Source organism: Micromonospora sp. MH99 (assembly GCF_021442385.1).
Lineage (GTDB): Bacteria > Actinomycetota > Actinomycetes > Mycobacteriales > Micromonosporaceae > Micromonospora.
Genome location: NZ_MUZA01000001.1, coordinates 179,215 through 193,185 on the forward strand (window position 1 = coordinate 179,215; position 13,971 = coordinate 193,185).

Genomic DNA, 13,971 nt, shown 5'->3' on the forward strand with positions numbered 1-13,971 from the left:
CACGATACGGCCCGTCGGGCGTGCCGCACGAGAGCCGGAGCCCAGCCTGCCGAAAGGACTGGGTTCTCCGGTCACCCGGGCAGGCCGAAGTGGTGGGTGAGCGAGGCGCGCAGCGTGTCCGCATCCCCGGCGGACCAGGCGACGAAGCAGTCGGGGCGTACGAGCAGGGCGGTCGCGGTCGTGCCCCGCAACGCGCCGGTGACGACGTCGACCCGGTCGCGCCAGGGCGCGGCCACCTCGGCGTAGACACCCGTGGAATCCAGGAGCAACGGCCGGGCGGTGCGGGTCAGCTCGGCGAGGCGTACCGCGCCGTGGTCGCCGTGCACGACCACATCGGGGGCGCACCGGCCGGCCAACGGATCGGCGGGGTCGGCGGGGTAGTGGATGTCCGCGCCGGACATCAGCGCCGCGATGTGCCCGGTCACCTCCGGCTTGCGCAGCAGTTCGGCGAAGAGTTCCCGCAGGCCGGTGATCTCGTCGCCGGGGCCGATGAGCGCGGACTGCGCCTGGGTGGACATGACCACCCGTTCGGCGACGGGGCGGCGCTCGGTCTCGTACGTGTCGAGCAGGCCCTGCGGCGCCCAGCCGCGCACGGTGGCGGCGAGCTTCCAACCCAGGTTGACGGCATCCTGCAGGCCCAGGTTGAGCCCGGGGCCGCCGATCGCCGGGTGCACGTGCGCGGCGTCGCCCACCAGCAGCACCCGGTCGGCGCGGTAGCGGGCGGCGATGCGCGTGTTCTGGCCGGCCAGCCGACGCAGCAGGCCGGGGCCGTCCGGTTCGCCGAAGGGAACCTCGGCGCCGAGCACCCGGGCGACGCTGGCGCGTAGCTCCGCCAGGCTCATCGGGGTCTCGTCGCTCGCCGGGACGTCGGGCCACTCCGTCGTGCTCAGGATCGCCGGGCGGCCGGGGAACGGGGCCCAGGCGATCAGGCCACGCCCGGTGCGGGTGTGCTGGAACGGCGCGACGACGCCGTGACCGGGGACGCGCAGGCCGCCGGTCTCGGGATCGACTGATGACGAGGGGACGGTCACCGTGGCGGTGCGCGAGACCGACCGGTCGTTCGTGACGCCGGGGAAGTCGATGCCAGCGAGGCGGCGCACCACGCTGCGGCCGCCGTCGGCACCGACGACGAAGCGGGCGGTGAGCTGCGTACCGTCGGCAAGGCAGACCTCTACCGCGTCGGGGCGTTGGCGAAGGTCGACCACCTCGTGGCCGCGGCGCAGGTCGACTCCGAGCTCGGTTGCCCGGGCGGCGAGGGTGGCCTCCAGCTGGGCTTGCGGCACGCCGAGCACGTAGTGCGGGTTCTCCGCGAGCATCGTGAGGTCCAGCGGAAACGCGCCGAAGACGAAGGCTGGTTGGGGCGACGGCGGGGTGCTCTCGCCACTGAGCCGCGTGTAGAGGCCGCGCCGGTCGAGCAGGCGGACGACCTGGCCGACGACGCCGTTGGCGCGGGGCTCGCCGGTGGGTGTGACGTGGCGTTCCAGGACGACGGGATGGACGCCGGCCAGGGCCAGCTCGCAGGCGAGCATGAGGCCGTTGGGGCCGGCTCCGACGATGAGGACGTCGATCATGACAGTGATCCCTTCGGGGCGTGCGTCATCGCCCCGACGGGCGCGGCACGCGGCCGGCTCACCGTGGGGTGGGACGCTGCTGGAGACGTGTGGGTGCGGCGGTGCCCCGAGCGAGGGTCGGGGTTCAGCGGGGCGGCGCGGGGAGGCCGGCGGCGACCTGGGTGAAGGCGTCGGTGATGAGGTGCTCGATCGGGGTGGGTGGGTCGGGGCTGTCGAGGTAGTGCTGCATGGCGACGGCGACGGCGGCGCTGGCGGCGGCCGCGACGAGCCGCGGGTACATGTCGGTGGCGAGGTCGGTGCCGGTGCGCTCGGCGACCGCGGCGGCCAATTCGGCCTCGGCGATCGCGACGGCGCGCAGTCGCTCGCCCTGTAGGGCGGGCTCGGCGAGCATGGTGCGGACGCCGGCCACCCACTGGGCGTGCGCGGGAGACGGCATGGCGTCGACCTCGGGGCCGCGGGTGAACTGCTCCAGCGAGGCCTGGGTGAGCGCCGCCCAGAGCGGCTCGTCGGCGGGGCGCTCGCGCAGCGCGGCGGCGGTGCGCAGGCTGCGGTCGAGGTGACGCGAGGCGATCGCCTCGGCCTTGCTGGAGAAGTAGTTGTTGAAGGTGCGCGGGGAGACGCCGGCCGCCTCGGCGATGTCCTCGACGCGGACGTTGTCGTAGCCGCGCTCCGCGGTGAGGTGGATCGCGGCCCAGCCGAGCGCCGCCCGCGTCTCGGCCTTCTTGCGCTCCCGCAGCCCTGTCATGCCACCACGGTAACACTAGTTGCGTGTTCCGCAAAGATGCGTGACACGCAAAATGCCGCTGGCGTGCGGCTCACCCGAAACAGCGACGTTCCCGATCCTGAAGCGGCCCTGGTCCGGTGCTCCGCGTCCGCCCGCGCGCACCCCGCGACCGCTCCGCGACTCCGGCCTTTGCCCGCGACCACGGGTACGGTTTCTGTGCTCGACAAGCACGGACACCGATGGCACGTCGTCGGGGCGGCAACGACCGGCCCGGTGGCGACGGAGCGTGGAAGGGAGCGCGGGTGGCGCAGCCGAGAGCACTCGTGGTTCGGGGCGGCTGGGAGGGACACCAGCCGGTCAAGGCGACGGAGTTGTTCATCCCCTTCCTCGAACGGAACGGCTATGCCGTACGGGTCGAGGAGTCGACGGAGATCTACGCCGATGCCGCCGAGATGGCCGCCACCGACCTGGTCGTGCAGTGCATGACGATGTCGCAGATCACCGCGGACGAGGTGGCGGGTCTGAGCGCGGCGGTCATCGCCGGTACGGGTTTCACCGGCTGGCACGGCGGGATCGTGGACGCGTTCCGCGCGTCGTCGGAGTACCTGCATCTGGTGGGCGGCCAGTTCGCGACCCACCCCGGTAAGGAGCCGTGCGAGCGTCACGGCGGCCCGGAGGACAACTTCCTGCCGCACACCGTGCGCATCACCGACCTCGGCCGGGAGCATCCGATCACCGCGGGAATCGAGGACTTCGACCTGGTCACCGAGCAGTACTGGGTGCTGCACGACGACCTGATCGACGTCCTGGCCGTCACGACCCACCCCACGCAGGCGTGGCATCCATGGCACCGGCCGGTCACCTCGCCGGCGATCTGGACTCGACACTGGGGTGCCGGGCGCATCGTCGTGACGACACCGGGGCACAGCCTCGACGTGCTGGAGCACGCGAACGTTCGTACCGTCATCGAGAGGGGGATGGTGTGGGCGAGCCGCACCGCGTCGGCATCGTAGGTCTCGGGGTCATCTCCCGCGTGTACCTCGACACCCTCGCGAACCACCCGGCGGTGAGCATCGTCGCGCTGGCGGACCTCGACGCCTCCCGGTCGGCCGCGGCGGCGGCCGAGATCCCCGGCGCCGAGTCGATGGGCGTCGAGCGTCTGCTCGCTCGCCCGGACGTGCAGACGGTTCTCAATCTCACGATCCCCGCGGCGCACGCCGAGATCTCACTCGGCGCGATCGAGGCGGGCAGGAACGTGTACGTCGAGAAGCCTCTGGCCGTGACGATCCCGGACGGTCGCTCGATCATCGAACGTGCCTCCTCGGCGGGCGTCCACGTCGGGTGTGCGCCGGACACCGTCCTGGGCACCGGCACGCAGACGGCGCGGGCGGCGATCGACGGGGGGCTCATCGGACGCCCGCTGTCGGCGACGGCTGTGATGGTCACACCGGGGCACGAGCGCTGGCATCCCCACCCCGACTTCTACTACGCCCCGGGCGGGGGGCCGTTGCTGGACATGGGGCCGTACTACATCTCGGCGCTGATCCACCTGCTCGGGCCGGTTCGTGCGGTCGTCGGAGCGGCCAGCCGCCTGCGCGCCGAGCGTGTCATCGGCTCGGGTCCCCGAAACGGCCAGCGCATTCCGGCGCAGGTGGACACTCACGTGACAGGTGTGCTTGAGCATGCCAACGGCGCGCTCTCCACCATCACCACGAGCTTCGACGGCGTCGCGACGACTGCCGCGCCGATCGAGGTGCACGGAGAGACCGGCACGCTCGCCGTACCCGATCCGAACACCTTCGACGGGGACGTCCGCGTCTTTCCGCTGGGCGGCAGCGGATGGCGCGTTCTCGAACCGCGGGCCGGTTACGTCGAGGGCTCCCGCGGCATCGGGCTGATCGATCTGGTCAGCGCCGACGGTCAACGGTCGCCCCGGGCCGGCGGCGACGTCGCGCTGCACGTCCTCGAAACGATGACCTCGCTGCTCGCCTCGGCGGCCGAGGGCCGGCGGATCGAGCTGACGACCGTGGTGCAGCGGCCGACGCCGGTTCCGCTCACTCCGGTGCACGACTGGAGGGGAAGCCACGCGTACGGACGCTGACGTACCGCCATCACCAGCACGGATCCGACGGTGAGGTGCGCCGTACGGTCCGGCTGACATCGCCGCGCGCGGCAGGCCCGGACGACCGCCACGGCTGGCGATCCGGCGGCCGGCCCTCGGCCGAATCACCCTGTGTGACCAGGATGGACAGACGGTTCCCAAGACCTTACAGTTCGCCAACTGGTTCAGCTTCATCACGGGGGATGCGATGGCGCCGGATAGATCAATGCTGCCCAAATCACGTTCAGGTTCGCACCGTGCCGCGGCGGCACTGCTGAGCGGTGCCCTGGTCGTCTCGGTCCTGGTGGCCCCGCCCGATGCGGTGGCCAAACCGAAACCGCACCTGTCGGCCCAGCACGAGGCGTTGGATTCCGACGGCGGGCCCGCCACCGGGCGGGCGTGGCCGGCGAAGGCGGCGCGCAACGCCCAGCTCGCCGCTCCGGTGTGGCCGAAACCCGGCCGGGCAACAGTAAGGCTGCCCGAAGCGGGCGTGGGCCAGCGGCAGAGCGCCGCCCCTGCCGTGCGCGCCGGCGCCCTGCCCGTCACGGTGCGCCGGGCCGGCGGGCCGCGCGGAGAGCGGACCGGCGCGGTGGCGGTCGAGCTGCTCGACCGTTCCGCAGTGCCGGAGCAGTGGCGGGACGGCCTGCTGATGCGCGTCAGTGGCACCGCCGCGAAGACCGAGGGCGGCGCGGCAGCCGGTTCCGGCGCCGCATCGGTCTCGGTGGACTACCGCGAATTCCGCAACGCCATCGGCGGCAGCTGGTCGTCCCGGCTGCGCCTGTGGCAGGTGCCCGAATGCGCCCTGCAGGCCCGGCCGGCGCCCGGCTGCGTCGCCACGCCGATGCCGTCGGTCAACAAGGACGGCCAGGTGAGCGCGGAGGTGCCAGTGCCGGTGGCGGCGCCCGGCGCCCGTTCCGCCGGCTCCACTCTCGTCGCGCTCGCGGCAGGTGCCGCCGGGTCTGAGGGTGACTACACCGCCACCTCGCTCACACCGTCAGCCACCTGGTCCGCAGGCGGTGCGACGGGTGACTTCAACTGGTCGTATCCGATGAAGATGCCCCCGGCGATCGCCGGCCCGGTGCCGACGTTCTCCCTCAGCTACTCGTCGGCAGCGATGGATGGCAAGTCCGGCGTCGACAACAACCAGCCGACCTGGGTCGGTGAGGGATTCGACCTGTGGGGCGGCTACATCGAGCGTAAGTACGTCGGCTGTGGCGAAGACATGACCAACAGCAACAGCAGCAAGAAGACCGGCGACCAGTGCTGGCGGTCGGACAACGCGACCCTGTCGTTGAACGGGCGCGGCTCCGAGCTGGTGTACGAGGCCGGCAAGGGCTGGCGTACCCGCAGCGAGGACGGTTCGAAGATCGAGAAGGTCACCGGCGGCAGCAACGGTGACGACAACGGGGAGTACTGGAAGGTCACCATGCCCGACGGCGTCCAGTACTTCTTCGGCCTGCACGGCCTGCCCGGCCAGTCGGCCAAGACCAACTCGACGTGGACCGTGCCGGTGGCCGGGAACCAGAGCGGCGAGCCGTGCCACAGCAGCTCCTTCACCGGCTCGTTCTGCAACCAGGCCTGGCGGTGGAACCTCGACTACGTGGTCGACCCCCGTGGCAACACGATGTCCTACTGGTACGGCACCGAGACCAACTACTACGGGCGCAACGCCACCAACACCGACAAGGCGTCCTACATTCGGGCCGGCACGCTCACGCGCATCGACTACGGCACGTGGGACCGGGGCTCCGCCGACCGGTCCGTGACGCCGACCGCCCAGGTGCTCTTCACCACTGCCGACCGCTGCGACGCCGACTGCGGCACGCACGACGCGGCGCATTGGAAGGATGTGCCGTGGGACCAGGAGTGCACCGCCGCCGCGACGAACTGCAAGGAGAACTACTCACCTACCTACTGGTCGACGAAGCGACTGTCGAAGATCACCACCCAGGTCTGGGACACCACCAAGACCACCCCGGCCTGGCAGGGCGTGGACTCCTGGACCCTCACGCACACCTATCCGGCAGTCGGTGACGGCAGCGACCACGCCGGCATGTGGCTGAGCGCGATCGCGCACACCGGCCTGGCCGGCACGGCGGTCAGCATGCCGCCCGTGACGTTCGAGCCGGTGGCTCTGCGCAACCGCGTGCTGACGTCGAACAACACCACCAACAACCGGATGCGCATCGGCAACATCGTCACCGAGACCGGTGCCAAGATCCAGGTCACCTACAGCCTTCCGGACTGCTCGTCGGGCAACCTCCCCGCGACGACCTACGACAACACGAAGCGGTGCTACCCCGTCGTCGGCGCTGACCCGTACGACCCGGACGGCCCGGACATCACCGAGTGGTGGCACAAGTACGTGGTCACCCAGATCTCCGAGTCCGACCTGATGGTGATGGTGAACGGCACCGACCACGGGCAGCCGGTCAAGAACACCTTCTACACCTACGTGGGCACGCCGGCCTGGCACTACGCCGACGACGACGGCCTGGTCAAGCCGAAGCGCAAGACGTGGAGCCAGTTCCGGGGCTACGCGACTGTCGAGACCCGAACCGGCGACGCGCCGAACCAGACGCTGACCCGCACCACGTACCTGCGCGGCATGCACGGAGACCGCGCGACCATCTCGGGCGGCTCGCGGACCGTCCCGGTCGGCGCGTCGCTGGGCAGCGAGACGGTGTACGACGAGGACCAGTTCGCGGGCCTGGTCCGCGAGCAGGTGACCTACAACGGCGTCAGCACCAAGCCGGTCAGCAAGACCGTCAACGTGCCCTGGATGTCACCCGCACTGGCCTCCCGCACGATCAACGGTGACACGGTCACCGCCCGGTTCACCCGGACGATGACCACCTACTCGGCCACCGCGCTCGGGGTGGACGGGGCCAAGGGATGGCGCACCACCCGGTCGGAGTCCCGCTTCGACGACACCTACGGCACAACCACGTGGACCCAGGAGGACGGGGACACGGCGAAGACCGGCGACGAGAAGTGCACCACGTACAGCTACAACCGCAACACCGCCACGAATCTCGTCGAGACCGTCAAGCAGACCACAGTCACGGCGCTGGCCTGCGGGGTGGCGCCGGCCGGGCCCGACGACGTCATCTCGGACGAGCGGAGCTACTACGACGGCGCGACGAGTGTCGGCACCGCCCCGACCAAGGGGCTGGTGACCAAGGTGGAGAGCCTGAAGGACTGGTCGAGCGCCAGCGGCACGGTCTGGCGGGTCAGCAGCGAGTCCGCCCATGACGCCTTCGGACGGCTGACCCGAAGCACCGACGACCGGGGCAACGTCACCACGAAGGCGTACCTACCGGCTTCCGGTGGACCGCTGCGGAAGCTGACCACGACCACCGCGGACCCCAACGGCGGCAGTGGCTGGGTCAGCACCATCGAGTCGGAGCCGTACCGGGGTTCGCCGGTGCGTACCACCGATCCCAACGGGCGGGTCACCGACATCGAGTACGACGCCCTCGGCCGTACCGCACAGGTCTGGAAGATCGGCTGGGCGAAGGCCGACCACCCGAACAGCCCTTCGGCGCGATACGACTACACCTTCGCCGCGGCGCGGGACGCCTACCCCTACACCACCAGCCGGACGTTGCACGCTGGCGGCGGGTACACCACGTCCTACCAGATCTTCGACGCGCTGCTACGGGCCCGACAGGTCCAGACGGCGGCCGTGGGCGGTGGTCGGGTCGTGACCGACACCCTGTACGACAAGGCCGGCCGGGCGGTCACCACCTACTCGGCCCACGCCGAACCGGGCACGCCGTCGGGCGCGCTCTGGTGGGAGCCGGAGTGGTCCGTTCCCGCGCTGACGAAGACCGTGTTCGACGGTGCCTCCCGGGCCACCGACCAGATCTTCTTCGGCACCGACGGGGTGACGAACCTGGTGGAGAAGTGGCGCACCACCACCGAGCACCTCGGTGACGCCACGACCGTCACTCCGCCGTCAGGAGGCGTACCGACCACGACCGTGGTGGACGCCCTGGGCCGTACCGTCGAACTGCGCCAGCTCGGGTCCAGCACCGTGACGACGCGTTACGCGTACGACAGCAAGGGCGAGCTGCGTACCGTCACCGATTCGCTGGGCAACGAGTGGCGGTACACGGTTGACATCCGGGGGCGCAAGACCGCCACCACCGATCCGGACAAGGGCACGAGCCTGAGCGAGTACAACGACTACGGCGACCTGGTGAAGAGCACCGACGCCCGTGGTGAGGTGCTCGTCTACGAATACGACAAGCTCGGCCGCAAGATCGGCATGTACGACGACCTGATCTCCGCCGGCACGAAGCGGGCCGAGTGGAAGTACGACCGGCTGTACACCGGTCAGACATTGCGGGGCCAGCTGGGCCAGAGCATCCGCTACGAGCCCGCGGGTTCGGCGAACGCCTACACCTACCGGGTGAACGGATACAACGACCGCTACCAGCCCACCGGTGCGCAGTACGTGGTTCCGGGCGTGGAAGGCACCGGCATCGCCGGAACGTACAACTACGGCTTCGGCTACTCGCCCTACACGGGCGACCCGACCTCTGTGACGCTGCCCGGCGCCAACGGGTTGACCACCGAGACGGTGACCACCCGGTACGACGCCACGACAGGTCTGCCCAGCGGACTGGACACCAACCTGATCAACGTGGGCGCCTACGTGATCGGCCAGCAGTACACCGCCTACGGCGAGCCGACGGTCACCACGCGGAAGATCAACGGCGGGGTGTATGTCGAGGACGCGGCGTACTACGACCTGACCACCCGCCGGCTCGAGCGGTACAAGGTGCAGCCCGAGACGGCAGCCGGAACGGTGCAGGACACCAGCTATGGCTACGACGCCGCCGGGAACATCCTCGCGGTCGCGGACGCGCCGCAGGTGGGTTCGGCGGACAGCCAGTGCTTCGGCTACGACTCGCTGCGCCGGTTGACCTCGGCGTGGTCGCCGAAGGCCGGGGTCGCCTGCGCGACGGCGCCTTCGACGGCGAACCTGGGTGGCCCGGCCCCGTACTGGCACGAGTGGAAGATCGACGACATCGGCAACCGTCGTACCGAGACCGTGCACACCGCGGGCGGTGACACGGTCCGCACCTACGGGGTGCCCGCCAGCGGCAAGGACCAGGTCCGCCCGCACGGACTGGATTCGGTGAGTACTGCCATCAACGCCGGCGCCGCGGTGACGACCCGGTACGGATACGACAGCACCGGCAACATGACCTGTCGCCCGACGGGTACCACCGCCAACACCTGCGACGCGGCCTACACCAACTCCCAGGCGTTGAGCTGGAACAGCGAGGGCAAGCTGGCCAGCGTGAGCGCTGCTGGTCAGTCCGTCGAGTCGAACGTGTACGACGTCGACGGCAACCGGCTCGTCCGCCGGGACGCCACCGGCACCACCCTCTACCTGCCTGGCCAGGAGATCCGGCGGGCCAGCAACTCGACGACGTCCGCCGTCCGGTACTACACGTTCAGCGGTCGGACCGTGGCCAGCCGGGACCCCAACGGGCTGACCTGGCTCTACTCCGATCATCAGGGCACTCAGCAGGTCAGCGTCGACGTGCTCAGCCAGCAGGTCTCCGTCCGGCGGCAGACCCCCTACGGCGATCCCCGTGGCAGCCAGCCACAGTGGCGCAACTCGAAGGGTTTCGTCGGCGGCGACAAGGATCCGACCGGCATGACCCACATCGGCGCCCGCGACTACGATCCCGGCCTCGGCCGCTTCGTGTCGGTGGACCCGGTCCAGGACCTCAAGGACCCGCAGCAGTTCCACGCCTACGCGTACGCGAACAACTCGCCGGTGACGGCCTCCGACCCGACGGGCACCATCCCGGAGGGCGTCTCGATGCAGGAGTACCAGCAGGACATCCTGCACGACGTCGAGAACCGCAGGCAGCTGTTCAACGATCCGGTGCGCAACGGCTGGGGTGGACGTCGCCCGCCGAGCCTGACCAAGACGAAGGATTGGGAGCAGAAGTACAAGAAGGTGGTCGGCGCCACGTGGTGGAAGAACCCGAGTGGCCCGGCGGCCTGGATGCTGATGGCCGTCGAGTCGGCCCAGGAGGCCGACATCGACCCGCGGTGGCTGCTCGCGGTGCTGATGGCCGAGGTGGGCAACTCGGAGAAGTACGCGTCGATCGACCAGAACGTCCAAGCGGCCAGCGTGGTGGCCGACAAGCTGGGCATCTACGGCCCGCTGAAGCAGCTCGTGGGCAACGTGACGGGCTTCAAGAAGGGCGAACAGGCGAACCCTCCGTCGATCGGTTGGGGCAACATCCAGCAGGACGCGTTCGAGAGCACCAAGGTGAACCACCCGGAGGCGTTGGGAGACGTCGACTGGTCCTCGCTCATCTGGCACAACGACCTCTCCATCAAGGTGACGGCGTACCGGCTGAAGGACACCACGGCCGTGGCGGAGCGGACGGCCACCGTGGGCATGAAGCAGCGATGGACGCCCCAGCAGGTGGGCGCCGGGATCTACAACGTCGGGGAAGTCAACTACAACGAAGCCGTGCGGCAGAATGGCGATCTGGGCCCACGCGGCAAGGTCTATGCCACGACCATCGGTCGCTACTATTGGACGGCTGATCAGATGGTCTGTCACTCCGGAGTGTTCACGTGTTCCTGACGTCGGTGCCCCGCCGGACCCTGATCGTGGTGACGGCCGTGTTGCTGGCCGTCGGCGCGGCGGGCTGCGGCGACGGCAATGAGACCCAGCGGTACGCCGATCGCGTGCGGGTAGAGGGCTTCACGTTGGTCAAGTCGGCGTACGCGAACGGCGAAGGTCGGTCCTACCTGGGGCCGGCCGGCGAAGGGGCTCCGCCGGTCACCGCCCCCGGGCTCACCCTGAGCTCGGGCGGCACGGACACGTCGTACCTGTTCTACGACTACCTGGCCACCGGCCGGGGCACCGACTCGGACACGGGCACCTGCTCGGTGACGGTGTACGAGATCCGGGACCGGGCCAAGGCCGTGGACTACCTCGACGACGACCTGAACAGCAGCCAGCAGCAGGCGGTCCGGGACGGCACGTCGCGGATCGTACGGATCGACGTGCTCTGCGACGCGCAGGCTGACACGTGAGTCGGTGCGGGCCGGCGGCTCTTCGCCGGCCCGCACCGATTCGTCGGAGCACGGTCCGTCGCGGTCAGGGGGCCCAGGGGGCGGCGATGTTCCAGGTGCTGTCGGCCGCCCAGAGGGTGGGGCTGTTGTAGGCGTCGCCGCCCGTGCCGTTGCTGAGCCAGACCTCCGAGTTGTAGTGCCGGAGGTACTTGCCCCGGAAGTTGTACGACTCCAGCGATACGCCGCTTCCGGTCAGCCCCACGCGGGCGCACCAGGTGGCGTCGGCCCGCAGGAGCGCTGACCCGTCGTTCGGCGAGTTGCGGACCCGGGAGTCCTGGTGCCGCAGGTACTGACCGGGATAGTTGACCGACTCGAAGGAGTAGCAGGCGCCGTCGGCCAGGCCGGGCCGGATGGTGTACGTCGCGTCGTTCTTGAGCAGCGCCGAGCTGCCCGCGTCGACCACCTCCGTGTACGCCAGGCCGTTCTGGTGCCGCAGGTACCGGTTGGTGTAGCCGGGAGTGGTGACCTGCAGGGAACGCCGGGTGTTGACCGGCAGCGCGACGGGTGCGGAGCTGCCGATCGTCCGGGAGGCGTTGATGAGTGCGGTGTTGGCCGCGCGGACGCGGGCCTGGTCCATCTTGACCACCCGCCGGTCGTACGTGAGGAAGCCGTTCAACTCCCCCTCCTGGTCGGCGATCTCGGTGTAGATCGAGGCGCTGAGTCCCTTGCCGAGCATCAGGTTCTGCGCACCCTCCACCAGCCCCACGTACCGGTCGGTGAGCGCGGCGGAGGTGGGCTGCCACTCGTAGGCGAAGAACTGCCCGTTCGGGCTGTACTCGTGGCCCGGGGTGTGCAGGCCCAGGCCGCCGAACTCGCCGAGCACCGCGATCCGGCTACTCGATGGCGAGGGGGAGTCCGGGCCCAGGTACACGTGCCAGTCGTCGATGTCGCCGTTGCCGGGGTCACCGAGGGACTGGCAGCAGTTGTGCCCGCTGTGCGGGTTGACCAGCCGGGTGGGGTCCTGATTCTTGATGTTCTGCGCCACGCGGCGGGTGTCGGCCAGGGTGCGCTCGCCCCAGCCCTCGTTGTAGGGCGTGTAGGCGACGACCGCGGGGGAGCTGCGGTGCTCGTCGACGATCTCGCGTGCCTCGCTCTCGAACTGCGCCTGCTGGGCGTCGGTGGGGTCGATGTTCTGCGCGGTCAGCGACGGGATGTCCTGCCAGACAAGCAGGCCGAGCCGGTCGGCGTGATAGAACCAGCGCTGCGGTTCGACCTTGATGTGCTTGCGCACCATGTTGAAGCCCAGGTCCTTGTGCTTCTGCAGGTCGAAGGCGAGGGCGGCGTCGGTCGGCGCGGTGTACAGGCCGTCCGGCCAGAAGCCCTGGTCGAGGGTGCCGACCTGGAAGACGAACTGGCCGTTGAGCTTCGGTCGCAGCACCCCGTTGACCATGCCGGTGGTGATCTCGCGCATTCCGAAGTAGTGGAGGGTCTGGTCGACAGTCGCGCCGCCGGCGTTGCGCAGGCGGATCCGCAGGTTGTAGAGGAACGGATCGTCGGGTGACCAGCGGCGGGCGTTGGGCACCGGGACGCTGAAGTCGGTGAAGCCGCCGGTGGCGGAGCCGACGACGGTGGCGCCGTCGAGCGCCTCGGCGAGCACGCTGTGCCCGCTCACGTCGCCCCGGGTGAAGACCCGGACCCGCAGGGTGTTGGTGCTCAGGTTCGGGTAGACGTCCACGCTGCTGATCGACGCCGCCGGAACCGGCTCCATCCACACCGTCTGCCAGATACCGGAGCTGGGCGTGTAGAAGATCCCGCCGGGCTGCTTGGTCTGCTTGCCGATCGGGGGCAGGCTGCCGTTCTGCCGGGTGTCGGTGGGATCCCACACCTTCACCACGATCTCGTTCGCGCCGCCGTTGAGTTGCGCTGTCACGTCGAAGGTGAAGGCGTCGTAGCCGCCGGTGTGCGCGCCGACCCGTACGCCGTTGACCCAGACCGTGCTCTGCCAGTCCACCGCGCCGAAGTGCAGCAGCGTCCGCCGGCCCGACCAGTTGGGCGGGACGGTGACGGTGCGTCGGTAGAACAGGTAGTTGCGGTTGTCGTTGGCGGCCCGCTGGACACCGGAGAGTGCGCTCTCGACGGGGAACGGCACGTTGACCCGCTCGGGCAGATCGGTGTTGAACTGCGGGGCGTCGTCGGTGCCGGACTGGCGCAGCTGCCACTCCCCGTTCAGGTTTAGCCAGTCCGGTCGCGTCATCTGTGGTCGTGGGTACTCCGGCAGGGGCGTCCCGGCCAGCGCCTGGCTGGTCCACGGGGTGGTCAGTGGCGGCGTCTTGGCCGGGGCGGCCCGCCCCGGTCGGGCCGGTGCGGCGAACACGCCGACGACGAGGGCGAGGATGAGCAGTAGGGGCAGGGCGGGGCGGACGGGGACCTGACGTGTCATGCCGTCTCCGAGGGGCGGGTCGCCGCGGGCCGTGCAGCTGAGCCCGCAGCGCGCGGGCGGTGGGCATCGGGTG

At 70.1% G+C, this 13,971-nt stretch carries 7 protein-coding genes; 4 read left to right on the plus strand and 3 right to left on the minus strand.

The annotated features are described in order from the left end of the window. Positions 1-71: 71 nt before the first annotated feature. Together B0E54_RS00865 and B0E54_RS00870 are read right to left on the minus strand one after the other, a co-directional pair. The gene (locus tag B0E54_RS00865) at positions 72-1,571 is read right to left on the minus strand and encodes an FAD-dependent monooxygenase (protein WP_234581104.1); all 1,500 of its coding nucleotides are present in this window, start codon (positions 1,569-1,571) and stop codon (positions 72-74) included. Positions 1,572-1,695: 124 nt separating this feature from the next. Next, positions 1,696-2,316 (minus strand): TetR family transcriptional regulator, encoded by a 621-nt coding sequence (locus B0E54_RS00870; protein WP_234581106.1) that lies wholly within the window; start codon positions 2,314-2,316, stop codon positions 1,696-1,698. Between the two features lie 281 nt (positions 2,317-2,597). Between B0E54_RS00870 and B0E54_RS00875 the strand changes: the two genes are divergently transcribed. The 4 genes from B0E54_RS00875 to B0E54_RS00890 all read left to right on the plus strand — a co-directional run bounded on the left by B0E54_RS00875 (position 2,598) and on the right by B0E54_RS00890 (position 11,479). Next, positions 2,598-3,308 carry a ThuA domain-containing protein gene (locus B0E54_RS00875; RefSeq protein ID WP_234581107.1) on the plus strand — a complete coding sequence of 237 codons (711 nt, stop codon included), beginning with the start codon at positions 2,598-2,600 and terminating at the stop codon, positions 3,306-3,308. After that, a complete protein-coding gene (locus B0E54_RS00880) occupies positions 3,278-4,396 on the plus strand; it encodes a Gfo/Idh/MocA family protein (protein ID WP_234581110.1) in 1,119 nt (372 codons plus the stop codon). The genes B0E54_RS00875 and B0E54_RS00880 overlap by 31 nt, the downstream gene beginning before the upstream one ends. A 226-nt stretch (positions 4,397-4,622) precedes the next feature. Continuing rightward, positions 4,623-11,024: an RHS repeat domain-containing protein gene (locus B0E54_RS00885; protein ID WP_234581111.1), complete on the plus strand. Its 6,402-nt coding sequence runs from the start codon at positions 4,623-4,625 to the stop codon at positions 11,022-11,024. Beyond that, positions 11,015-11,479: a hypothetical protein gene (locus B0E54_RS00890; protein WP_234581112.1), complete on the plus strand. Its 465-nt coding sequence runs from the start codon at positions 11,015-11,017 to the stop codon at positions 11,477-11,479. The genes B0E54_RS00885 and B0E54_RS00890 overlap by 10 nt, the downstream gene beginning before the upstream one ends. A gap of 64 nt (positions 11,480-11,543) precedes the next feature. Here the strand turns inward: B0E54_RS00890 and B0E54_RS00895 are convergent, their stop codons facing one another. Then, the gene (locus tag B0E54_RS00895; RefSeq protein ID WP_234581115.1) at positions 11,544-13,898 is read right to left on the minus strand and encodes an AbfB domain-containing protein; all 2,355 of its coding nucleotides are present in this window, start codon (positions 13,896-13,898) and stop codon (positions 11,544-11,546) included. Between the last annotated feature and the right edge of the window lie 73 nt (positions 13,899-13,971).

Excerpts from the sequence above, each read along its gene's own strand:
- B0E54_RS00895 (WP_234581115.1), bottom strand. The coding sequence starts at position 13,898 with ATGACACGTCAGGTCCCCGTCCGCCCCGCCCTGCCCCTACTGCTCATC.
- B0E54_RS00870 (WP_234581106.1), bottom strand. The coding sequence starts at position 2,316 with ATGACAGGGCTGCGGGAGCGCAAGAAGGCCGAGACGCGGGCGGCGCTC.
- B0E54_RS00885 (WP_234581111.1), top strand. The coding sequence starts at position 4,623 with ATGCTGCCCAAATCACGTTCAGGTTCGCACCGTGCCGCGGCGGCACTG.
- B0E54_RS00865 (WP_234581104.1), bottom strand. The coding sequence starts at position 1,571 with ATGATCGACGTCCTCATCGTCGGAGCCGGCCCCAACGGCCTCATGCTC.